Source organism: Vibrio sp. B172a (assembly GCF_030248355.1).
Lineage (GTDB): Bacteria > Pseudomonadota > Gammaproteobacteria > Enterobacterales > Vibrionaceae > Vibrio > Vibrio owensii.
In genome coordinates, this window is record NZ_JAHGAC010000014.1 from 225,584 (window position 1) to 249,685 (window position 24,102).

23 protein-coding genes are annotated in these 24,102 nt (G+C 44.1%); 9 read left to right on the forward strand and 14 right to left on the reverse strand.

Features of this window, described 5'->3' with window-relative positions:
• Window positions 1–346 precede the first annotated feature (346 nt).
• From KIT90_RS15700 to pstS, 5 genes are all read right to left on the reverse strand, one after another.
• Complete coding sequence (locus KIT90_RS15700) at window positions 347–1,072, reverse strand: SDR family NAD(P)-dependent oxidoreductase (protein ID WP_285377437.1); 726 nt, start codon at window positions 1,070–1,072, stop codon at window positions 347–349.
• 125 nt (window positions 1,073–1,197) lie between these two features.
• A complete protein-coding gene (gene pstB, locus KIT90_RS15705; protein ID WP_174575002.1) occupies window positions 1,198–2,058 on the reverse strand; it encodes a phosphate ABC transporter ATP-binding protein PstB in 861 nt (286 codons plus the stop codon).
• A complete protein-coding gene (gene pstA, locus KIT90_RS15710; protein WP_045479653.1) occupies window positions 2,055–2,891 on the reverse strand; it encodes a phosphate ABC transporter permease PstA in 837 nt (278 codons plus the stop codon). The genes pstB and pstA overlap by 4 nt, the downstream gene beginning before the upstream one ends.
• A complete protein-coding gene (gene pstC, locus KIT90_RS15715) occupies window positions 2,888–3,817 on the reverse strand; it encodes a phosphate ABC transporter permease subunit PstC (protein ID WP_199459021.1) in 930 nt (309 codons plus the stop codon). The genes pstA and pstC overlap by 4 nt, the downstream gene beginning before the upstream one ends.
• A 51-nt stretch (window positions 3,818–3,868) precedes the next feature.
• Window positions 3,869–4,903: a phosphate ABC transporter substrate-binding protein PstS gene (gene pstS, locus KIT90_RS15720; RefSeq protein WP_285377442.1), complete on the reverse strand. Its 1,035-nt coding sequence runs from the start codon at window positions 4,901–4,903 to the stop codon at window positions 3,869–3,871.
• Window positions 4,904–5,272: 369 nt separating this feature from the next.
• On the opposite strand from pstS, the gene KIT90_RS15725 reads away from it, so the two are divergent.
• On the forward strand, window positions 5,273–6,667 hold the full coding sequence (locus tag KIT90_RS15725) for a sensor histidine kinase (protein ID WP_285377444.1): 1,395 nt from the start codon (window positions 5,273–5,275) through the stop codon (window positions 6,665–6,667).
• Window positions 6,664–7,293 (forward strand): response regulator, encoded by a 630-nt coding sequence (locus KIT90_RS15730; protein ID WP_005441035.1) that lies wholly within the window; start codon window positions 6,664–6,666, stop codon window positions 7,291–7,293. The genes KIT90_RS15725 and KIT90_RS15730 overlap by 4 nt, the downstream gene beginning before the upstream one ends.
• Before the next feature lie 90 nt (window positions 7,294–7,383).
• Here KIT90_RS15730 and KIT90_RS15735 read toward each other — a convergent pair whose 3' ends face one another.
• From KIT90_RS15735 to KIT90_RS15775, 9 genes are all read right to left on the reverse strand, one after another.
• Window positions 7,384–7,944 (reverse strand): sugar O-acetyltransferase, encoded by a 561-nt coding sequence (locus tag KIT90_RS15735; RefSeq protein WP_020197144.1) that lies wholly within the window; start codon window positions 7,942–7,944, stop codon window positions 7,384–7,386.
• A 136-nt stretch (window positions 7,945–8,080) separates the two neighbouring features.
• Window positions 8,081–9,421 (reverse strand): HlyD family type I secretion periplasmic adaptor subunit, encoded by a 1,341-nt coding sequence (locus KIT90_RS15740; RefSeq protein ID WP_285377447.1) that lies wholly within the window; start codon window positions 9,419–9,421, stop codon window positions 8,081–8,083.
• Window positions 9,396–11,114 (reverse strand): type I secretion system permease/ATPase, encoded by a 1,719-nt coding sequence (locus KIT90_RS15745; protein WP_270050373.1) that lies wholly within the window; start codon window positions 11,112–11,114, stop codon window positions 9,396–9,398. The genes KIT90_RS15740 and KIT90_RS15745 overlap by 26 nt, the downstream gene beginning before the upstream one ends.
• Window positions 11,115–11,175: 61 nt before the next feature.
• Window positions 11,176–11,760 (reverse strand): calcium-binding protein, encoded by a 585-nt coding sequence (locus KIT90_RS15750; RefSeq protein ID WP_009704923.1) that lies wholly within the window; start codon window positions 11,758–11,760, stop codon window positions 11,176–11,178.
• Window positions 11,761–11,965: 205 nt separating this feature from the next.
• On the reverse strand, window positions 11,966–12,622 hold the full coding sequence (locus KIT90_RS15755; protein WP_038893431.1) for a LuxR C-terminal-related transcriptional regulator: 657 nt from the start codon (window positions 12,620–12,622) through the stop codon (window positions 11,966–11,968).
• 230 nt (window positions 12,623–12,852) lie between these two features.
• Window positions 12,853–13,521, reverse strand: coding sequence for a LuxR C-terminal-related transcriptional regulator (locus KIT90_RS15760; protein ID WP_009704925.1), 669 nt, complete (start codon window positions 13,519–13,521; stop codon window positions 12,853–12,855).
• A gap of 178 nt (window positions 13,522–13,699) precedes the next feature.
• The gene (locus tag KIT90_RS15765) at window positions 13,700–13,900 is read right to left on the reverse strand and encodes a chromosome segregation ATPase (RefSeq protein ID WP_009704926.1); all 201 of its coding nucleotides are present in this window, start codon (window positions 13,898–13,900) and stop codon (window positions 13,700–13,702) included.
• Window positions 13,901–13,959: 59 nt separating this feature from the next.
• Complete coding sequence (locus tag KIT90_RS15770) at window positions 13,960–15,876, reverse strand: methyl-accepting chemotaxis protein (RefSeq protein WP_038893430.1); 1,917 nt, start codon at window positions 15,874–15,876, stop codon at window positions 13,960–13,962.
• Window positions 15,877–16,102: 226 nt separating this feature from the next.
• Entirely contained in the window at window positions 16,103–16,846 is a 744-nt protein-coding gene (locus KIT90_RS15775) for a Crp/Fnr family transcriptional regulator (protein WP_171370796.1), read from the reverse strand.
• Between the two features lie 113 nt (window positions 16,847–16,959).
• Here KIT90_RS15775 and KIT90_RS15780 point away from each other — a divergent pair, with 113 nt between their 5' ends.
• The 7 genes from KIT90_RS15780 to KIT90_RS15810 form a co-directional block, all read left to right on the forward strand.
• A complete protein-coding gene (locus tag KIT90_RS15780) occupies window positions 16,960–18,336 on the forward strand; it encodes a hypothetical protein (protein ID WP_171370795.1) in 1,377 nt (458 codons plus the stop codon).
• 83 nt (window positions 18,337–18,419) lie between these two features.
• A complete protein-coding gene (locus KIT90_RS15785) occupies window positions 18,420–19,094 on the forward strand; it encodes a hypothetical protein (protein WP_285377452.1) in 675 nt (224 codons plus the stop codon).
• Window positions 19,095–19,268: 174 nt separating this feature from the next.
• The gene (locus KIT90_RS15790; RefSeq protein WP_005432145.1) at window positions 19,269–20,225 is read left to right on the forward strand and encodes a MoxR family ATPase; all 957 of its coding nucleotides are present in this window, start codon (window positions 19,269–19,271) and stop codon (window positions 20,223–20,225) included.
• A gap of 14 nt (window positions 20,226–20,239) precedes the next feature.
• Window positions 20,240–21,166, forward strand: coding sequence for a DUF58 domain-containing protein (locus KIT90_RS15795; RefSeq protein WP_285377454.1), 927 nt, complete (start codon window positions 20,240–20,242; stop codon window positions 21,164–21,166).
• Window positions 21,167–21,209: 43 nt separating this feature from the next.
• Window positions 21,210–21,686 (forward strand): DUF4381 domain-containing protein, encoded by a 477-nt coding sequence (locus tag KIT90_RS15800; RefSeq protein ID WP_039839969.1) that lies wholly within the window; start codon window positions 21,210–21,212, stop codon window positions 21,684–21,686.
• Window positions 21,679–22,683, forward strand: a complete 1,005-nt coding sequence (locus tag KIT90_RS15805) for a VWA domain-containing protein (RefSeq protein ID WP_009704930.1) — start codon at window positions 21,679–21,681, stop codon at window positions 22,681–22,683. Before KIT90_RS15800 ends, KIT90_RS15805 begins: the two co-directional genes overlap by 8 nt.
• The coding region (locus tag KIT90_RS15810; protein ID WP_285377456.1) for a VWA domain-containing protein at window positions 22,676–24,102 on the forward strand (1,427 nt) is incomplete at its 3' end. The genes KIT90_RS15805 and KIT90_RS15810, both read left to right, overlap by 8 nt.

Below are 24,102 nucleotides of genomic sequence, written 5' to 3' on the forward strand. Positions count from 1 at the left end.
AGAATTAAGATTAATTAAGGCGAATTAATCAGCAGAAAAGTTTAGCGAAGCGAATGTGATTACAGTCGGCATCTTTTGAGCGAAGAGTTTTTTAAATGCCTATTACGACCATGAAGAAAAACAATATGTAAGACAGGATTTAAGGGGGTAGCATTCAAAGCATTGATATATCGCTACAACTCGCCAAATCAGAACCAATGATTTTATAACTCTTTAGTTGATAAAAACTTATAAAATCGGTCAATAAGCAATCAATTTAAAATCGGGAAGGGAAATTTTTGTTGACATGAAAAACTAGGAACGCGCTATTTTAGAGCATTCCTAGTCGATAGAAATGGGACTTTTCTTAATCTAGCAAGCTGTCTTGATAAATCATTTTTTTACTCATTCCACCATCAACGACCAAGTTATGGCCATTAACGAAGTCATTCTCTGGGTGCGTTAAAAAAAGACACGCATTAACAATATCTTTTGCTTTCCCGACTCGACCTGATGGATGCTGCTGATGGTCAAAACTATCAAGCTCATCATACCCTTCAACCTGAATCCAACCGGGGCTAACCGCGTTGACGGTAATTGGCGTATCTGACAACGAAATGGCCATCGATTGTGTCATAGAGACCACACCACCTTTTGATGCGCCGTAAGCATCCCAACCAGATTCATTTTGATTCCAGCGCGTGGAGGCAATGTTGATGATTCGTCCATAAGGCTGAGCATGATTCAATGCGATAAATCGTCGGGAACAAGCAAACGCGCCTTTGAGGTTAACGTCAATCACACGTGAAAACTCTTCAAAAGTCAGCTGCTGAATGGGCTTGTTAAAGTTGGCGATCGCACCATTGTTGATTAGAACATCGACTTTGCCGTACTTTCCTTGGATCTCATCAAAAGCCTGTTCAATCTGCTCTGGTCGCCCTAAATCAACGAGGTGAAAATCCATATCTGAATTCTTGTTAGGCGCAATGTCTAGCACGATAACTTTTGCTTGTTGCTCAAGGTAAGCAAGAGCAAGGTGTTGACCGATACCTTGGCTACCGCCAGTAATCACGACCACTTTATCTTTATACATACAGAGTTCTTAATTGTTTTTAATAACACCAATTTTAGAGCCCAAACGCATAAAAAAATAGGCACGATTCTCGCAAAATCGTGCCTAAAGAGTGCTGAGTCAACAGCCGCTATTGTTGTTATTCGTTATCCAAAATCACCAGAGATGTATCGCTTAGTACGATCATTATCTGGGTGGTGGAAAATTTTATCGGTCGTGCCATATTCTTCTAACTTACCGAGGTACATAAAGCCGGTGTAATCAGAGATGCGCATCGCTTGCTGCATGTTATGCGTAACGATAACAATGGTGTATTTCTCGCGCAGTTCAGTAATCAAGGTTTCAATCGCTGCAGTCGCAATTGGGTCAAGCGCTGAAGTCGGTTCATCCATTAGGATTACTTCAGGCTCTAGAGCGATCGTACGAGCGATACATAAACGCTGCTGCTGACCACCAGATAAGCCATTTGCATCGGCATCCAGTTTGTCTTTCACTTCTTCCCACAAGTGCGCGCGTTTTAATGCAGATTCAACACGATCTTTGATTTCCGCTTTACTAAACGTACCTTGGATTTTAAGACCAAACGCCATGTTCTCGTAAATCGACATTGGGAATGGTGTCGGTTTTTGGAAAACCATACCGACTTTAGAGCGCAGCTCGTTAACATCGGTGTTGTTAAAGATGCTTTCGCCATCCAACAAGATTTCACCTTCTGCATACTGATGACCGTACAAATCATAAATTCGGTTCAAAGTACGAAGAAGCGTGGATTTACCACAACCCGAAGGGCCAATAAGTGCTGTCACACGGTTTTTGTAAATCGGCATGGATACCGATTTCAGTGCTGCATCTGCGCCTTTGTTGTAGTAAAAATTTAAGTTTTGAATATCCATACGATGAGTCAGATTTGCTGTCACATCGTTGGTATTAATGCTGTCTACCAAAGTGCTCATAGTTGGCCCGTTCATGTTGTTTGTAGTGACTGGGTTTAAAGTTGCCGTGTTCATGCTCTTCTCGCTTTAAATAGCTGCGGCAACGAGGTCGCCAGTACGTTAACAATCAAAATAAAGGTCGTGATAATCAGTGCGCCAGCCCATGCTAGCTCCTGCCACGATGTGTAAGGACTCATCGCAAACTGGTAAATCGTTACTGGCAAGTTTGCCATCGGTTTGCTCATGTCCGTAGTCATAAAACTGCTGTTTAGCGCGGTAAACAACAAGGGTGCTGTTTCACCCGAGATACGTGCGATAGACAATAGAATCGCGGTAATAATACCCGGTGCCGCAGCTCGGTAGCTCAGTTGAGTTATCACGCGCCATTTAGGGGCACCTACGCCACTGCCCGCTTCTTTGAGTGTTGGTGGAACAAGACGAAGCATCTCTTCTGTTGAAGCAACAATCACTGGCAATGCAAGTACCGCGAGTGCAATTGCCCCCGCCCAACCCGAGTAACCACCAGTTGGAACCACAATCAAAGCGTAAACAAACAGACCGACTAGAATCGATGGTGCGCTCATTAGCATGCCGTTAAGGAAGCGCAAAGACTCAGCGACTTTGTTGTCTTTGTCTGCCTCAGCAAGCCAAGTACCAGCCAGAACACCAATCGGTGCTGCGATTAAAATGCCCAAACCAGTCAGCATCAAGCTACCAATTAGTGCGTTTTTCAAACCACCTTGGCTGCCAGGACCTGGAGTCAGTTCAGTGAAGATAGCCAAACTCAAGCCCTTCACGCCTTCACCAACAAGCGTGTACAAAATACTGGCGAGTACAAAGACACCGAATGCGGCTGACAAAGAACAAAACGCTAAGAAACTAAAGTTCTTTAATTTTCTAGTATTCATGATGACTTCCTTAGTAAACGTCGAGCAAAGCCCATCACGAAGAAAGTGATAATAAAGAGCACAACGCCAAGCCCAATAAGTGAAGCGATATGAATTGGGTCTGTCGCTTCATTAAATTGCTGAGCAATCGTCGATGAAATTGAGCTCGCTGGCATAAAGAATGAAAACTCAATACGACTCGCACCACCGATAACAAAAGCCACCGCCATTGTTTCGCCAAGTGCTCGCCCTAGGCCTAAGATGCATGCGCTCACCGTTGCATTTTTCACTTTTGGGATAAGAACTTTGGTGATCACCTCAAATGGTGTCGCACCTGTTCCATACGCCGCTTCACGAAGTACATCAGGGACCGATTTAAGTGCGTCACGCGTCAATGACGTCATGATTGGCAGAATCATAAATGAAAGGATAATGCCCGCCGCTAACAAACCGATACCAATCGGTGGCCCATTAAACCAGCTACCGATCAAAGGAATATCAACTAAATGCATGCCTGCCCACATTTGGAACCCTTCTGAGAACCAAGGAACAAAGACAAACAATCCCCACATACCATAGATAATGCTTGGTACAGCAGCGAGTAGCTCAATGGCTTTACTCACTGGCTGACTTAGCCATTTAGGTGCCAGTTCAGCGAGGAACACTGCCGTACCTAATGCGATAGGTGCAGCAATAACAATAGCGATGAAAGAAGTAACAAGTGTGCCGTAAATTGCAGAGGCAGCACCAAATTGACCATTAATAGGATCCCAAATATCTCTAAATACAAAGCCAGGGCCAAATTCTTTAAAAGCAGGCCATCCACCTTCAATTAGTGATAATAAAATACCAATTAGGGTCACAAAAATTAATAAAGCACTCGCGAAACTCAATTTATTAAAAACCGAATCACCATTTACTTTATTTTTAATAGCTAATGTAGTCATAATATTTTATTCAGTTGTCTGGAGAACATATTCCCCAGACAACTTAATGAATTATTGAATAATCGCTTGGCCGTCTGATTTCAAACCATTTTTCCAAGTTTCGTTAACCATGTTAACTACCTTGCTTGGCATTGGGATGTAATCTAACTCTTCCGCAAGCTCACCTTGCTCATAGCTCCACTCAAAGAACTTCACGATTTCTTTTGCTTTGTTCGCATCCGATTGGTCTGTGTGCATAAGGATGAACGTAGCAGCCGTCATTGGCCAAGAATCAGCACCTGGCTGGTCGTTTAGTAGAAGGTGATAACCTGGTGCATTTTCCCAATCAGCGTTAGCTGCAGCTGATTGGAAAGTGTCCATACTTGGGTTTAGGAACTTGCCTTCTTTAGACTGCATTTGGGTGTAAGCAAGGTCGTTTTGCTTAGCAAATGCGTATTCCACATAACCGATCGCACCGCGAGTACGGTTTACAAAGTTTGCTACACCTGCATTACCGTTACCGCCAATGGTTGTTGCTTTCTTTGGCCATGTGATGTCTTTACCAACGCCAATAGATTCGTGCCATTCAGGGCTTACGCGGTCTAGGTAATCCGTAAAGTTGTAAGTCGTACCAGAACCGTCCGAACGATGCACTACGTAGATAGGTTGATTTGGTAACTTCACGCCTTCGTTTAGCGCTGCAATCGCCGGATCATTCCAGTTCTTGATATTGCCTAGGTAGATGTCAGCAAGCACTTCACCTGTTAGCTTAACTTCACCAGCATCGATGCCTGGGATGTTTACTACAGGAACAATTGCCCCCATCACCATAGGGAACTGAATCATGCCCTCTTTGTTCAACTCTTCAATAGTCAACGGCGCATCTGTCGCACCAAAGTCTACTGTGTTTGCTGTGATCTGACGGATACCGCCGCCAGAACCAATCGCTTGATAGTTAATCTGAACGCCCGTTTCCTTTTGGTACTGCTCAGCCCACTTCGCATAAATTGGATGAGGGAATGTCGCACCAGCGCCATTGATCGTTGTTTTGGCAGCAACGCCAAATGATGCTGCAACCAGAACTGAAGACACTAGAGCTGATTTCATGAATTTCACAATATATCTCCGATATAATTTAGCGATTAAGTTGGGCTAATAAAAAGCAACATTTAATTAGCCCAGATTAGTTTTAGTGTTCAAGTAAAACTAGGTATTGAAATAAATCCAACAATCAATCGGTGCTCACCAATCGACGGGTGCAGATTAGAAATTCAATATGACAGTTTTATTAAACATCGAAACTAAAGCGCACCATGTGAATAACAATTATCTCGGTAGAATTAATTATGATAAGAAAACTTCACACAACTTTTATAAAGTAAGTACAGATGTAAAAGGATATGTATGCAATGCACCATAATAAGATTGCAAATATTAAATATTGATGAAGGGTACGGAGTCATTTAGACTCAAACCATGGACATGTTACTCATCTTTAAGATCTACCTCTTCTATGGCTTAGCTTTCTTCGCCATCTTTTTTGCCATTCTTTTTCGAGACTTACGCAAAAGCCGGATCGCTATCGCTTCTGCTTTACCTATTCTTGCGTTATTTGGGTTCATTCACGGTTTCCACGAATGGTCAGAACTTTACTTGGTCATGTATGAGCATGAGTTCACGCTCACCAAGGGAATAGAGACTTTTAAGGTATTCAAGCTCTGGTTCTCATTTATTGCGCTTGGTGCTTTTGCATGGAAGATGCTGGATCTCACTGACTGGAAGTACATTAAAGCCATCAAATATGGTGCACTCACCGTGCTTACCTTATTCGTTATCAGCTTAATCGTTCGGTTCGGAAGTAACGAGTACGCAATTTACATTCACAACACCGCAAACCAAGTCCGATGGGTCTTCGGCTTGGGCGCTGGCGCAATCTCTGGGTTAGCAATGATGAGCTATGCGAACATCCTAGAAAAAGAAGGTCATGGCGCATCACTCCCATTTAAGTTAACCGGCCTTGCTCTGATAGCTTATGGCATTGCGGCAGGTGTACTGACCTCCGATTTAGGGCTTTGGGTACTTGGCGTTAGAATGGTTTGTGCCATTTGTATTTTATGCACCTTATGGATCGCACTGCGCGTGTTTGACGATGAAAAAAGCAAACAACTTGAAAGTAACATCCAACTCTCTCAACAAGATGCCAAACTTAAAGAACTTGGTGAACTGACTTCCGCGGTCGCTCATGAAATCAAGACGCCGCTTTCCAGCGCAACAATGAGTTGTGATTTATTGGAGAAACATTTACCCGACAACGAGGCCAGTCACAGGCATCTAGCCCGCATCCGTCACGGCTTAGAACGTGCTGCAGAGATCAGCCATGAAGTGCTGAATTACGCTCACCACAAACCAATCCAACGCGAAGTGGTTTCTTTGAAAAAGATCGTGGACCAAGCACTTTCTTTAAACCAATACCGCTTAGAGGGCTTCATTGTAAGTACTTCCCTTGATGACACGCTTAATGTCTTAGGTGATGCAGGCCAACTAGAAGAAGTGGTAACCAATATCATCGGCAATGCGATTGATGCTAGCCAAGAACACAAGCAACTCTACATAGAAACGTATCAAGACAAACTGGTGGCGATTCTCTCCATTTCCGACTGGGGAACTGGGATGCCACTGGACAAAATTGCTAAAGCGAAAACACCTTTCTACACCACCAAACCAAGGGGTGAAGGCACAGGTATGGGATTGGCAATCAGTAATCAAATTATCTTACAACACGGTGGCGAGCTAAACTTGAGGAACTCGAAGAAGAGTGACCACATTACTGGCTTAACAGTTGAAATCCGCTTACCAAGGAATATTGAATGACACTAAAACTCTTACTTGCAGAAGACGATGTTGAATTGCGAGAGGTCCTCATTGAGGCATTAACCTTGGAATCGTTTGAAGTGGTCGCGTGTGATAACGCTGAAGACGCACTAGATATTGCAAGCGAGCAACATTTTGACTTAGCTTTGTTTGATGTCGTGATGACAGGAATGACAGGGATTGAAGCCCTTTCAGCTCTAAGACGCCTACATCCAAACATTGGCATCATCATTACCACCGCTTTTGCCACTGTTGATGTCGCTGTCGATGCGATGAAGAAGGGTGCTGATGAATTTCTTACTAAGCCGTTCAACCTTGCTGCATTGTCTGTCACGTTAAAGCGTGTTCACGCAGAGCGGTCACCAAAGTCACCGCTTGATGAAAGAAAGCATGACCAGATTTTTAGTGCGCTCTCCAACCCAATTCGTCGTTCAGTGATAAAGCAACTCAAGATCCATCGAAAAATGAAGTTCATGGACCTCTGCCGTGTGGTTGGTATTGAGGACCACACCAAGTTCAACTTCCACCTAAAACAACTGGTCAACAGCGGTTTGGTTATTAAAGAAGATGGGCGAATTTACTCGCTGACAGAGCAAGGGCAACAAGTTCACTCCAGCATGCTTTAATACACCTTTAAAATGCATAAAAAAGCCGACTGAATGTCGGCTTTTTAATTTTAATTCGCTGTCCCGTCCTGAGATAAGTAACCAATTCGATTATTTTTGTTCGATTGGACGAATTACTTTACATGGATTTCCCGCAGCAACAACGTTTGGTGGCACATCTTTCGTAACAACACTGCCCGCACCAATCACCGAGTTTTCACCGATAGTCACACCTGGGCAAACAATCACGCCGCCGCCTAGCCATACGTTATCGCCAATAGTAATTGGCGTGCCAAACTCAACGCCCTCTTCTACACGGCCTTTAACATCCAAAGGGTGTCCTGCAGTGTAGATCTGTACATTAGGAGCAAATAGAACATTATCTCCAATATGTACTTCCGCCACGTCTAGTACGACGCAGTTAAAGTTCGCATAGAAGTTCTTTCCTAGTTTGATGTTTGAGCCATAATCGCATCGGAAAGGCGGTTCTAAATACGCCCCTTCAGAGTCAGGAATAAGCTCGTCAATTGCACTGCGCCATTCCTCAGTATCTGGAATGCTGTTGTTGATTTTCTGCAGTACTTTTCTGCATTCAATACGTGCTTGGTAAAGTTCTTTATCCCATGCATTGTATGGCTCACCAGCCAACATTTTTTCTTTTTCTGTTCTCATTGTTCACATCATCTCACACAAAATAAAGGCGCATCAAAACACATCCCAATCTCACAAAATGTGACCTCGTTAATGGATCATTTATTTACGTAATTTACGTGCGTTCAATGACGAGATTTCAAACAGAAGTTATCCGTTAGTCTTCTCGGAATGCGCGATTCATACTCTCGGTTAATGGTTTAACAAGGTAACTCAGCGGTGTTCGTGGCTCTGATAGAATCAACACTTCAGCGTTCATACCAGAAGTCAGTCGATGCTTGGCAACGTCCTCTTGAGCCAAAGCAATACGGGCAAGATAAAAGTCATCTTGGTTTTGCTCTGAGAGCTTATCCGCGGAGATAGTTAATACGGTGCCATCGAGAGGTGCTAGCGTTCTTGCATTCAAAGCCGTTAAACGAACTTGAGCATGCTGACCTGGCGTAATCAAATCGATGTCTTGTGGACTCACACGCGCCTCCACCAGCAACTTGTCATCTTGAGGAACGAGCTCAAGCAAGGTTTCCCCCGAGCCAATCACCCCCTTTTCAGTAAACACTTGCATGTTCACTACTCGACCGGAGATTGGAGCGACAATCGCTGTTCTTGCGACGACATCTTTTGCAGAGCCGTACTCCTCTTTGATCGAAACAAGCTCTGTCTTGGTGTTACGCAACTCTTCGACAATTTGATTGAGTCGCTCTAGTTTCAATTCTTCGATTTTTGCTTGGTTTTCATCTAATCGCTTGGCCACGGTCAAAGATTGACGGTCCAATTGGCTGAGCGTACTGCGGACTTCTGCGGCAAGACGTTTAAGTTGAAGTAAAGCAGATTTTCCTGAAAAGCCTTTTTGCACTAACGCCTGATTACTGGCAATCTCTTCCTCAATGAATTTCAAGCGCTCGCGTTCGATTACTTTCGTTGCATTGAGGTTATCCAATTCCAAATTCGCGCCTGAGATGCTCTGCGCAATGATGTTTAGTTTGCTGTCGAAAAAGCGCTTTCTCGCCTCAAAGATCTTACGTTGTACTGATTTCGCCTCAGCAACAATCTCTGCGTTTTTAATCGTCTCAATATCTTGCGCCCAGTTAATCTCCAGTAATTCATCGAGTTCGGCATTCAATCGATTTTCTTTGGCTAGAGTATGAATGTACTGACCACCAAGAGAATCTAATTTTGCATTTGCTTGACGCTTCGAAAGCTGGATAAGCAACTGTCCTTTTTCTACCAAGTCACCTTCTTGAACGTAAAGCTTTTCAATAATGCCACCTTCCAAATGTTGAATCTCTTGGCGCTTACTCAATACAGATAAATCACCGTAAGCGATAGCAGCACTCTCTAGCTTTGAGGTAGCCGCCCAGTAGCCTAGTCCACCCAAGAATAAACTTAACGTCAACACACCAAGTAGAATGGGACCTTTAAGTTTAAGCTCGGCCGTTGGCATAAAACGGAAAACGCTTTCCGCCGTCAGTTTGTTATCGGTTGGCAGTTGATTGCTCATTTCGCACCCTCGGTATATCTGTTCTTTCTTCTCCCATTAGGCGCTTTAACACCTCATCTCTCACTCCATACAATTTGACGCGACCTTCAGCGAGATACAGTAATCGGTCCATTTGGCGCAACGTACTTGGGTTATGAGCAATCACGATGACAGTGGCCCCTTCTGACTTAAGGTGCGCGATTAAACGCTGATATGATGCTTCGCCTTCTCCATCAAGGTTCGCGTTGGCTTCATCGAATACAACAACGGATGGATTGCCGTAAACGGCGCGAGCCAGAGCAATGCGCTGACGCTCTCCACCTGACAATCCACGTCCATTTTCGCCAATGACAAAATCATAGCCTTTGTTTTTCTTAAGGATAAGCTCGTGACAACCGGCTAACTGAGCGGCATGAATGACTTTTGCAGGGTCTTCATCTTTAAATCGCGCGATGTTATCTCTAATCGTCCCCGGAAACAGTTCCACTTCTTGCGCGAGATAACCAAAGTGGGCTCCTCTATCTTCAGAAGCCCACGAAGAAACCTCCATCCCATCTAGAGTAACCTTGCCCGCGAGCGGTTTGATGTTACCGAGAAGCAGTCTTGCAAAGGTCGACTTTCCTGTACCAGAGGGACCAATTACCCCCACGGAGACACCGGGAGGGATTGATAAAGAGATGGATGATAAAACAGGCTCTGTCGCGCCAGGGTGACGATAAGCTAAACCCGTAAATTCAAAATGTCCTTTCGGACGAGGCAGGGGCATGTCCGATTCATCTTGTTTAACGATCCTATCAATTTCCCACAACCGCTTATAAGCATTCCTAGCAGACATCGCACTGCGCCATGTTCCTATGGCTTGTTCCATTGGCGATAACGCTCTGCTCATCAAAATGGAACTGGCAATCATGGCGCCTGCAGTAATCTCGTGCTGGATCACCAACCATGCACCTCCTCCTAACAAGCATATTTGCAACGAGCCACGAACAAACTTAGAAAAATTAGCGAGATAGATCGACTTCCCCGCTACCGTCTGCTCTAACAAGTTGGATTCGTTTGCTTTCGCGTGCCATCGCTCTAGAAACGCATTCATCATCCCCATTGCGACAATCGAGTTTGCGTTTTGAGTGGCGATTTCAGCGTGATTGATATGCGAAATTGAGCGAACTTCACTCTCTTGTAACACCTTTCTTGTCACTAATTCATTGATGATTCCAAGGCTAAACAGAACAATCGAACCGCCTAAAGCAATGTGACCTAAAACAGGATGCAGCAAATAAACGAAAAGGATAAAAACAGGCGTCCAAGGCGCGTCCAACAAAGGATAAGGTGCCTGACTACTTAAAAAACTCTTAATGTTTTGTATATCCCTCAATACTTGGGATGTGTAACTTTTACCGGTATGAGTTTGATATTGGATACTACGCTTGAGCATAAATGCCGACAGTTTTGCATCCAGCCAATAGCCAAATGACTTACTCATTTGCGCACGAGCAATATCTATCAAAGACATAGTAAGTAGTGCCGCAAGGACAATAACGGTCAGCAAGAAAAGTGTATCGATTGAATAGGAAGAGATAACGCGGTTGTACACTTGGAGCATGTACAGAGGAATAGCAAGTACTAATAAATTTATGAATAAACTAAAACCAACCAGCAAGCCTATGAGCGTGCATAGTTTTTGTCTAACTTCTTTGAAAACCGTTTGTTGCACGATTATTTCCACATATTTTTATACATTAGGCGCTAGACTCGCTAGCGCCCAAAAAGGTGACTTAGATAATGAATAAGTCGCTGCCGTATGAGTTGATGTCCTCTTGCGTAACACCAAGCAATTTGACCGTTAGATCCGCGCCATCAGTAAAGACAGCATTGCCTTTAGCGTCATAAGTAAAGCTCAGATCAGCATATGATGTTACAGAGTCGCTGATGATATGCAGTGAATCTTCACCAATAGTGAAATCAACGACTTTCGCTTCCCCATGACCGCCAAATTTGTCGGTAAAGATAAACTTGTCTGCGCCACTACCACCAACCATTACATTGTCGCCAGAACCAGCAACCAGTAGGTCATCGCCTGTACCACCGTTTAGCTTGTTGTCACCTAGCAAACCGAGCAATAAATCACTACCCGTACCACCACCGAGGTAGTCGTTACCTGTGCCAGCCATTAGAATGTCGTCACCTGCACCACCAGTTAGACGGTCATTTCCCTCACCACCGACAACGAAGTCGTTACCACCGCCACCAACGAAAGAATCGTTGCCACCAAAACCGATAAATACGTCATTGCCACCGTCAAAGTCAGCGACCTGATGGTTATCACCCGCGTCACCATAGTAAGTGTCATTTGTGCTCATTTTATGTCCCTCTTGGCTTTCTATTTGAATAGACCTTTATTTCACGCCTGCTTAACTTCCTACAGACACCGGAAGTCTAATAAACAAAAGCATAGGAACAAGTTTGAATATGGATTGATATTTCAAACTAACAATATTATTAGCACATTAAAAACTGGTACTTTTAGATATAAAAGGCATTTAAAACATAAGGTTAAATCTAGTACTACAGGTTTCTTCTCGCCCAACTAGTGGCTTGCGTTCGGTTTTTGACTTCTATTTTTCGAAATATGTTGTAAAGGTGAGATTTAATAGTATGCTCGCTGATAAATAAAGAGTCGGCAATTTCCATATTTGATCCGCCTTCTTTAAGCATCTGTAAAACTTGAACCTCTCTTCGCGTGAGCTCTACCTCTATAGTTGGATCAATAATATGACTCGCTTCTTTGCCTTTATAATAATTGACAAGTTGATCAAGCAAACGACGCGATAGCCAATTCTCTCCTCCTATAATTGCACTTAAGCCTTGGCATAATTTCTCCATAGAATCACTTGGACCAAAAATACCTTTAACATTGGGCCAAGAAGCTAACTCCGATGTATCCAACTCATGCCCTAAATTGAGCATAATAGTACCTAATACTTTATCGCTATCCTTTAAATAAACTAAAGTATCAGATGGCGTATCTACTGAAAAATCTACCAACAGGAAATATTGTTCTGGAATGAGTTCATGATAGCTTGGATTTTTGCTATCGATAATCGTAATCTTGGTATCTGTGTTTTTTGAAAGCATCTCCTTGAAGTTCTCACTCTGCAGACTTTGTTGAGTGATCATTAGGATTTCAGGTTTTTCTTTATACTGTCCCATAATGTTTCTCATACTTTTATTGACTAAATATTTTAGATTAATAACTAGTTATAAGTATTTGAACTCATATCTAAGTGCTAGCCGATAGAGTAGAGTTATTTGCTACTTTTTTAAATTGCAATTTCGTTAAGATCATAAACAAAAAAAGTGTTTCTCATAAAAGAAACACTTTTTTAGAACGAGATAATTATATTAGATATAAGTCGCAAAGATTATGAAATCGATTGAAATAACCATATTTATTATACGGCAATCGAAAGATCAGACATATTCTCTTTAGCCCAAATTAATGCTTGCACTCTATTTTTCACGTCAATCTTCTTAAAAATATTATGAAGATGTGTTTTTACAGTATTTTCACTCACAAATAACTGTTCTGCGATCTGTTGATTCGAAGCACCCATTGATAAGAAGGTAATTATTTGCTGTTCTCTTTTAGTTAAAATTGCGGGAACGTTCTTATTAAGTGGTCTGCTGTGTCTACGTAGATGAGTAATGTACTGTTGAGAAAACTTGCGGCTAAACCACATGTCACCTTGTAATACTTTACCAATTCCAACTTGAAGAGTGCTTATGTCATCCGATGTGTAGAATATTCCCGCGAGCGTTTGCCATACAAATAACTCTTCCGTAGAAATAGACTTGTCACAGTTTATCAAGACCTCAATAGTGTCTTTAAATGTAGCTTTCTTAAATTCCATGTAGTGAGAGAACACTTCATCGGTAATCACACTGTAGTCCAACACGATTGCTGAGGCGGGATTTTGCAACTCTGCTTGGGCAGCAAGCTTTTCAGGTGCGATTAGACTTACGTTGATGCTGAGCTTCGTTTCGAGCACATCCTTCAATAAAGAGGACTGTAAGCTGTCCTCAGTTATTAAGATCACGTTCCTTGTATTTTGATGCTCCATCTTGTTCGCTGCCCTTTAGTTATTTTGATTGAAATAAGCAATAGATTTAGTTAGAGCGGCAGCATTGTCAAGTATGAAAAAAAGTAGTAACAACTAATAACTTATTGATTAGTAAATAGTTGCAAGGCATGAGTTAAATGGCGGGTATTAAAAAAGGGAGTATGAAACTCCCTCTTTATTAGTGCACTGGCACCGAACTTTTCTGATTGAACTTACCAAAGTATTGCTCAAGGATTTCTGGTGTCAGCTTTCCTTCAGCCTCTAGCTTTTTAAGCTCTGCTACGATTTCCTGTTGTTCTTCAAGAGATGGCAGCTTAACCTCTGGTTCGTCACCAGCTTCTTGTGAGATCAGTTCTAGTTCTTTTTCGAAATCATTCATAGTACTTACCTAAAATATCGAGTCATTAAACTTGTAAACTAGCCCTATTCTATCCAACTCTACAGCTTGAAGCTACCAACCATCTTATCTAGGCGAGATGACAGCTCTTGTAGATCTCGGCTTGCTCCAGCCAGTTCTTCTGCTGTTGCTGTTGTCATCTCATTGATAGCGTTAATTTCTTCAATGTTTTGGTTGATAGTGTGCACCACTGTCGATTGCTCTTCTGTCGCTGTCGCAACTTGGGTGTTTCTATCTGAAATATCCGCAATACGCTCAGAAATATTCATCAGTACATCAACCGCTTCATCTGTTGATGCCACACCTTCAAACGTTACCGCTTTACCAGCTTCCATCGCGGTCACTGCGTCTTGAGCATCACTTTGAAGTTGGTTGATCATCTTCTGAATCTCTTCCGTTGAATCAGCAGTACGAGATGCTAGATTACGCACTTCATCTGCTACCACCGCAAAACCTCGCCCTTGCTCACCTGCGCGTGCTGCTTCAATTGCCGCATTCAACGCAAGTAAGTTGGTTTGCTCAGAGATATCGCGAATCACATCCAGAATAGAGCCAATGTCTTTGGTTGTGGTTGCCAGTTGCGTCACTACCATGCTGGTCGTTTCTACGTCATCAGCAAGACGACTAATCACTTCCTTCGCTTGCGTCACGACTTGGCGACCTGTCTGCGTGTTGTCAGATGCTTGGTTTGCAGTATCTGCCGCTGTTGCTGCGTTTGAAGCAATCTCGCTGATCGTCGCACCCATTTGGTTAATTGCGGTCACGACTTGGATCGTTTGGTCACGTTGTTCTTGGCTGTTGTCATGAGTTGAAGTCGCTTTGCTAGAAACACTATCCGCAGCCTCACTTAACGCACCACTGGTTAGAGACACTTCTTTCATGGTTGCGTGGATCTTCTCAATAAAGCCATTAAAGCCTTTTGATAGCTGAGCGATCTCGTCGTTACCCTTGATTTCAATACGTTGAGCAAGATCGCCCTCACCTTCACCAAGATCGGTAAATCGGTCTGCAATTTGGCGAATTGGGTTAGTAATGCTGTTTGCTAACAGAACGCCCATTGCGATGAAGATCAGCGCGACGATCGCTGTTGTGAACAACATTTTCTCTGCAGTTGCATCAAGATCCGCAAACACTTCATCGACAGGTACAACACCAACAACAAACCAATCCATCGAAGGCACATACAAGCTAGACACGAACATGTCTTGGCCTTCAAACTCTGTTGTCACTAGATTGAAGTGACCTTTGTTAAGTAGCTGAGAAGCTTCACGTCCAAACAATTGGCTAATAGAGGTTTTGTTTTTGCCTTGCTGACGGTGGATCTGGATATCACCTTTGCTGTTGGTTAGAAAAACATAGCCTGTTTTCTCAATCTTAAAGCCATTCAATAGCGACACCATATCATCCATCGACTTAGACAGACCTGACATCGATACGCCATTCACATCTTGGTAGTTAGTGAACATTTTCACATCGCCATTCGCTTCTTGGAAAACGCTTACCGAAGTGTCTTGACCAGAAGAAGTAAAACCAAAGAACCACGCATCTTGCGAACGATTAAGCTGGCGTAAGAAACCGTTTTGGTTCCAGTAATATGCTGTTTGTCTGTTTGCTACCGAAGCGTCGTTCAACTGATATTGGGACTTCACATTGTTAAGCTGTTGAACGAGTTGCGCTTCTACCATTGGGTTGCGATCTGTCGTCGAGAGCGCTTCAATGACGAATTCGTTCGTGGCAAGTTGCTTTGCCGCTTGCTGCATTTGTACAACTTCACGGTCAATTTCAGTATTAATCTGCTGCAACATTGCAGGTAATTCAATATCGATTAAGCGATGACTTAGCACTTCACGTGCGTGTCGCTGTGCCATGACACCGACAATGATGGTAGAAGCGAGCACGGCAAAAGTAATACCGATGACAACCTTCTGTTTGATACTCAGGGAGTTAAGTTTCAACATATCTGGACCTTTAAAAAGAATCACTCGTTATCTGTATTCTAAACAGGATAAAACTGGATGCATAACAACTCGCTATGCACGGCTTGAAACTTATATCGACCTTCCCCTACAAAACTAGAGAAATTTCTCACAAATGTATGCAATTAAAATGCAATGGAAACTTAAATGCGTGACATTAATCAATCTCAGCTAAAATTTCTTTCTTTTGATCATGAACTTAACATCATCAATTGGGCAGTCCGGAGCGAATAAAATCGTCCAACTTTTCGCCATTAATAATATCGATTCGACGATAGCCAATGCTGATGATTCCTTGTTTAGCCAACTGTTGTAGTGAACGACTTAATGTCTGGCGTGAACACCTTGAAAGGTGAGCTAATTTATCTTGAGTGTATAAAATAGGAGCGTTGTGCCCTCTAGACGTATTCAATCGACTAACCAACGCAATCAATTTAGCGACTCGATACTCATTTTTTAGCAACACGGATTCTGTGGTCCACTCCATCAAAAGCCTGAAACGGACGCTGATTTCATGGATTGCGATTTGATAAAGTTGAGGATAACGCGATGCGATATCGCGCATTTTCTTCACTGGTATAGCGATGGTGAGCGTATCAGAAGTAGAGTAAAAATCATGTTTTGTTGGTTGGTCTTCAAAACAGCCTAGCCACGTCAACCAACTTCCTGGACCTAAAATCGCAATGCAGGCCTCTTCCCCATTTGCATTACAACTCACCAGCTCGATATGACCGGACACAACAAGGCGCATGGTATCTACCTTGGTGTGGGCTGAATTTAGCAAAGTAGGCACTTTATAACTCTCAACTCTAGCTGCGAGTACCATTTCGTCCACTGCCTTTCTATCCAACTCTGCCAACGTCGGATCTGCATGCAGTACTTGGTCAGTAAACACAATGGGATCTTCTTGGCTCAATGAATGACTCAAGTGAGATTGTAAGATTTTAGACATTGTTCGAATCCTACCTCTGATACGTTGTTAATTAATTGTTACAGAAAGACTAACAATTAATCGAATAAAAATACCAGAGAAAAACCACAAGGTTGTGGGACGAGGATTTAATTATGCTAATGCCATGCGTAACAACTCTAAGCCGATGGATACGTACGACCGCCATCACAGCAATGTATTTTACCATTGCGATTTGGACGGCAACTTCTGTTGCGAGCGACACCTTTGAGGGTATTCCCGGAGAAAGAACTTGTTTCTTTCGTTATGGGCCAGTTTCAGCCGATCCTTACATTAACGTTGCCTACCCTGATGCCGCGGTAAAATATTGGGGAGCAGCATTTACCGTACCTAAAGGGGCGAAACTGAAGCTAGAAGGTCAATTTCCCCATGCTCGATACATGTCACTGATTAGCTATGATGATCGAGGAAGGCCGGTTCAATCTCTTCCAGATTACATGATTAAGCCAAGCCAAAGTAACGTGAACCCTTTTCGTGAAGGAAGCCAAAGGGATAGCGTTTTCAGAAACTATGCTGTAAATGTGCTCGATTACGAACCCAAAGACGATTACACCGCAGGACAAATTCGTGAGGGAGTCGAGTCAGACCAACTGCATGCACCAAAATCTTCTGCGAATCAGCAAGTGCTGATTTATCGAATTTACGCCAAAGACGAAAATAGCGATGGAACCGCAAACGTATCCTTACCTAAACCCATCCTAACCCTTGCCTCTGGTAAAGAGCTGCGTGGTTCTGAAGCGTGTGCAGCTTTGAATAGTGCCCAACCCTTAAAGGCACAACTCAACGCCCTTGGAATACCTGTCGAGAAATATCGTAAACTGGTCACCCAACCAAATAAGCCAGCAGGATTCCCCGCGACGAACCCTTCTACTTGGCATATTCAGTTAGATCGTCAGAGCTTGCTTGGCATCTACACGGGGAAGATCAATCCTGAGGCGCGTCGTAGTTCAGGTGGTTTCTATCCAAACTTAGACAATAACTACATTAGAACCGTAGTGAATCGTAAACATGGTCCTGTGTATGTTTTGCGCGCAAAAGCTCCAATAACCCCGAAAACGTTTCATGGCGATAAACAGATGACTGGAGGTGAATTGCGTTACTGGTCGGTATGTTCGAACAAAGGTTTTGCGGTTACCAAAGTCAACGATTGCCTATACGACGAGCGCATCCCCGTCGACAAAGATGGTTACTATACCATTGCCGTAAGTCGCAAATCAGACAGGCCTCGCAATGCTTTTACTCAATGTGGTATTGGTTGGCTTCCAATGGCTGATGATGGAGATGGGATTGTAGATAAAGATGCATCAATAGTTCAAATTCGTCATATGCTTGCCTCACCTAAATTCGAGCATGCCATTCAAAATATCCAACAAGACAAAGACATTGCCTCCGTGATGCGCGAGTACTACCCGAGAACCTTCTATACCACCACTAACAACTTTGAACTGATGTTCCCTTGTCATCAAAGTTAGTTACTCCACTCGCTTGATTCCTATGGCAGGTATCCCCCTTCCTGCCATTCCTAATTCAAATACAGACTGATATCGAGGTAGCCATGACTCTTAAGCTACTGTGTTTGCTGTTGTTCGTTTTTCTCGTCGCAACAGTGTACGCATCACCAACTTCTCACTCTGAAAGTAATACGGAACTGGACGACCCTACTGCACTCAGTTCATTTGTCGGGCTCCGTTCTGGTAGCAATGGATACGGTGCCATTGGCCAACTGAGTTTCCATCATCCTGATAGCGCATTTGGTCATAACAGTTTCCTTCAATTTAAAGACGACTTTGAAACCGTGCATTTACGCCACTTCTCTATTTATAAACCAACAGGGACAGGTTTGTTTGTCGATGCGCAGCGCAATAATACCAACCCAATTCCTATCAACCGTGCTTCTTTTGGGGCAATTCAAGTTATTCTTGTCACTGAGACATTACGCATTAATCCTGCACTCTTGTATGGTTCAACTTGGACAGACGATAAACGAGCACGACAAAGCCTGCTTCCCGACACACCCATTATTACGCTTTATAGCTTCATTCGCTGGCAAGTAAGCAGTGACTGGTTTGTGAACTTAGTGCCTCAATACACCTACAGTGTTGGAGGCAAAAAAGTACGTTTGTTTGAATTGGTGACTCAAGTTGGCCACAACATCACAGAAGAAGCGACGGTTTCAATAAATGCGGATGAAGATGACAATTTTTGGCTCACACTCAAGCACGCATTGTGAGCTACCGTATGGTTAGAACGTCCGATACACCGAAGACTACGTCAGAACCTTGTAAAACATAGCAATACCCCAATATTGAAAAGATAAATTACACGGACGTACTGGAACTTTTCCCCTTGAGAAAGTGACCAATACTCAAAACAAGAATCATATGGATACCAGAGAGTCCAAAAAATGCACAAAACAAACTTCGAAACTCTTCAAAGCTACTTAGAGTCTCAGATCATTGGTCAGCATGATCTGGTAAAACAGTTACTTATTGCTCTACTTGCCGATGGGCATATCTTGGTTGAAGGTCCTCCAGGATTGGCCAAGACCCGTGCGGTGAAATCTCTATCGGATTGTGTAGAAGGTGATTTCCACCGTATTCAGTTCACACCAGACTTACTGCCAGCCGATTTGACAGGTACCGATATCTTCCGTCCAGAAACGGGCGAATTTACTTTCCAGTCTGGTCCTATTTTCAACTCACTGATCCTTGCTGATGAGATCAACCGTGCGCCAGCTAAAGTGCAAGCCGCGATGCTTGAAGCAATGGCTGAGAAGCAAGTGACAGCAGGACGAAACACATACGCACTCCCAGAGCTATTTTTGGTGATGGCGACTCAAAACCCAATTGAGCAAGAAGGTACTTACCCGCTGCCAGAAGCGCAGCTTGACCGTTTCTTGCTACACCTTGATGTGGATTATCCAGATGCGGAACACGAGTTGGCTATCTTGCGCATCAACCGTGGTGAGGCAAAAGGCGAAGCAACGATTGAACGTCCAAGCTTGAGCCAAGAAGACATTTTCACTGCACGCAAAGAAGTGCTCAACATTCACATGGCAGACGCGATTGAGCAATACATCGTTCGTCTTGTGATGGCGACTCGACAACCAAGCGATTACGACTCAGAGCTTGCGAAATGGCTATCTATGGGTGTGAGCCCGCGTGCGACGATCGCCCTTGACCGTTGTGCTCGCGCTCATGCGTGGTTGGCAGGTCGTGACTTCGTTTCACCAGAAGACGTTCAAGCCATGGCTTACCCTGTGCTACGCCACCGTCTATTGCTTAGCTACCACGCTCAGGCAGAAGGCATTACAGCCAATCAGGTTATCGACAAGCTTCTTAATCTTGTAGGTAGCGCATAACGTAGGTAGGTGACATGTCTGCATCATATGCATTGCCACCTCATGCGAATGGGGTGACATTAACCCTTGAAGAGCTGCTTCAATATCGCACTCAATCGGTTCGTTGGTTGCCACCAGCACAGAGTATTTGGTCGCAAATGAGTGGTAACCATACCAGCCGTCAAAAAGGGCGCGGTATGGACTTTATGGAAGTACGCCAATACCAAGCGGGTGATGACATTCGCAGCATCGATTGGCGAGTCACGGCTCGAACGGGAAAAGCGCACACCAAGTTGTTTGCTGAAGACAAAGAGCAAGCGGTGATTTTGTACATCGACTTGAGCCCAAGCATGCACTTTGGTTCGCAATATGTATTGAAGTCAGTTCAACTGGCGCATTTCGCTAGCGTCTTGATTTGGCTGACGTTAGCCAAGAAAGACCGCATCGGCGCGGTGATAGATGATGGTTCCCAGTGTATTGAGTTCCGCCCTTCTTCTCTTCAAAAACAAGGGCTGAGAATTCTTGACGCGATAGTGAATACTCACAATCAATTGCTTACGAATCAACAAGCTGACAGCACGCGTACGCTGCCTTACATGAGCGCAATTGAAACGCTACACAACCTGGCACCGAAAGGCAGTGAGCTCATTCTGCTGAGCGACTTTGCTCAAGTGGAAGAGAAAGAGTTGGTTCAACTGCGTCGGTTAAAGCAACACAACAGCGTTCGCGCGGTTCAATTCTATGATCCCTTAGAGCGAGGCGAAACCGACTTCCGAGGCCAAGCAAAAGCATCCGATGGTCATCGAAGTCAGTGGTTCAACTTCGGCTCGAAAGGAGAACGCCAAGAATTGGAGTCTCACTTCGTTAAGCATCAACAAGCCATTAAACAGCAGTGTCATTCAATGGCAATTCCATTTAACAGTCTGTCGAGCGGGTTACCGCTGGTTCAGCAGTTAAGCTAATCAAAGCAACAACATACAAATCATTCAAGCAGTAGTAATAATAATGACAACGAATAATCAAAGCCTAAACCTTGAACCTTTAATCCTACCGAATGCACCTGATTGGTTCCCACTTGCTTGGGGATGGTGGGCTGTTCTGGGCGGTGTAGTTCTCTCCATCTTAATCGTCGTACTGTACTTAAGATGGCGTACAAAGCGTCTTGTGGCTAAGAAGACCGCATTGAAATTGTTGGCCAATCCGATCACACCACACACACCGTCTTCTGCATTAGAGGTTCTTCGTCAAGCGGCTTTGAGTTACTTCCCTCGTGAAGAAATCGCGCCATTAACAGGTTCTGCTTGGTACGAGTTTCTTGATAGCTACACCAAAGAAACTCGATTTGTCGATAAACAACAACAGTGGCAAGCGGCGCTGTATCAAAAGTCTGGTCAAGAGCAGCATCAAGCCTTAATTGATGATTGCGCTTTCTGGATTGAAACCGCATTGCCACCAAAGAAAAAGGCAAAAACTCGTGACTGAGGCAACTCTCGTTTCGAGCCTCTCTCAGTGGTTGAACATTGAGTTTGTCTGGTGGTGGGCATTATTGTTACTGCCCCTACCTTGGCTGATTTATAAGTTCTTCCCTGAAGAGACTCAGCAAGCTGAAATTAAGCTGGCGTACCTGCCAGACAACAAACACAGCAACAAACCAAAACAGGTCGTGCAAAAATTCCTGTCTATTGGCGTATGGGCTCTGTTGGTTGTCGCTTGTGCTCGCCCAGTTTGGTACGGCGATCCGGTTGAGTTCCAACCGAAATACCGTGACATGATGTTAGTGGTCGACTTATCTGGCTCTATGCAGAAAGAAGACATGAATGACAACGGTGAATACATAGACCGTCTAACCGCCGTCAAAAGAGTCTTATCTGATTTCGTAGAAAAACGCCAAGGTGATCGATTAGGTGTGGTTCTATTTGGTGATCATGCATATCTACAAACACCGCTGACCGCTGACCGTAAAACCGTGATGCAACAGATCAATCAAACCGTCATTGGCTTGGTTGGCCAGCGCACCGCAATTGGTGATGGTATCGGCTTAGGCACCAAAACCTTTGTAGACAGTGACGCACCACAACGTGTGATGATCTTGCTCAGTGATGGTAGCAATACTGCTGGTGTCCTTGATCCGCTTGAAGCCGCTGAAATCGCTAAAAAATACAACGCAACCATCTACACCGTAGGTGTGGGCGCTGGTGAAATGATGGTGAAAGACTTCTTCATGACGCGCAAAGTCAATACCGCCTCAGACCTTGATGAGCAAACGCTGACCAAGATTGCAGAGATGACAGGTGGTAAATACTTCCGAGCACGTGATGCTAAAGAACTTGAAACGATCTACGACACCATTAATCAACTAGAGCCAGTTTCTAGCGATACGCAAACTTGGCGTCCTCAGTCGGAATGGTTCCCTTACCCACTAGGTGCTGCACTTGTGCTTTCCGTGTTCCTGTTTGTTCTAAGGAGAAAACATGGCTGAGTTTACTTTCCTAAATCCTTATTGGTTGTTGGGTTTGCTCGTCATTCCTGTCGTTCTTGCGATTAACAGCCAATACAGAACCAAAAAGTCATCGTTGATTGCGCCCCATTTAGCCAAAATGCTCGGTCATTCAGTGAATACCAAGCATTACTTCGCCATTTGGGGATTAGCATGGGCGTTCGCTTGTGTTGCTCTAGCAGGTCCAAGTTGGCAATCCAACACTCGCCCAAGCTTTGAACTAAGCCAAAACCGAGTGTTAGTTCTGGATATGTCGCGCTCTATGTACGCAACGGATGTGAAGCCAAATCGCCTGTCACAAACCCGCTATAAAGCGTTGGATTTATTGCCGAAATGGAAAGAAGGCTCAACAGGTTTGGTCGCGTACGCGGGCGATGCTTATACGTTAAGTCCACTGACGACAGATTCCAGCACACTCGCTGGCATCATCGAAAACTTGTCTCCTGAGTTAATGCCTTATCAAGGCTCCAACTTACCATCAGCGATTGAAACCGCGCTTAGCCAGTTTACTCAAGCGGGTGTCAATCAAGGTGACATCGTCGTGCTGGCAGATGATTTGGATGACTCCGAATTGTCTCGCTCGTTAGCGTTATTAAACGGTAAAGACTTTCGTGTGTCAGTACTCGCTATCGGTACATCAACTGGCGCACCAATTGCTCTTCCGGATGGTTCTTTAATGAAGAGCCGACAAGGCAACACCGTGGTAGCGAAGACTAACCTGAAAAACTTACAGAAGTTAGCCAAGGATACCGGCGGATTATTTGTGCCAATTCAACACAATAACCGTGATGTTGAGAACATTGCCGCGTTTACCAATAACGCGAGCAACAACCTTGCAGCCAAGCAAAATGACGACGTAAAAACCGACTCTCGCTTGAACGGTGGTTTCTGGTTGCTACCTCTGCTGTTGATTCCTGCAGCCCTACTCTTCCGACGCGGCATGATTTGGGTACTGGTCGCCGCCGTATTACCGATGAGTTGGACACCGAAAGCAGAAGCAAATGCGTTCTTGAATCAAAACCAACAAGGCGAACAGCTTTATCAACAAGGTGAATACGAAAAAGCCCAAAGTACCTTTACTGATCCTAACTGGAAAGGCGCAGCAAGCTACCAAGTTGGGGATTACGAAAGTGCGATAGAAGCATTCTCCAATAATCCAAGCCTTGATGGCCGTTACAACTTAGCAAACGCACTTGCCAAGAACGGGCAGCTTGAGGATGCGGCTGAGCTTTATAAAAACGTAATTCAAGAAAAGCCTGACTTTGAAGCTGCGAAAAAGAACCTGTCGGTTGTAGAGGAGAAACTGAAGCAACAGCAGCAACAGCAGCAACAGCAGCAACAGCAGCAACAGCAGCAACAGCAGCAACAGCAGCAACAGCAGCAACAGCAGCAACAGCAGCA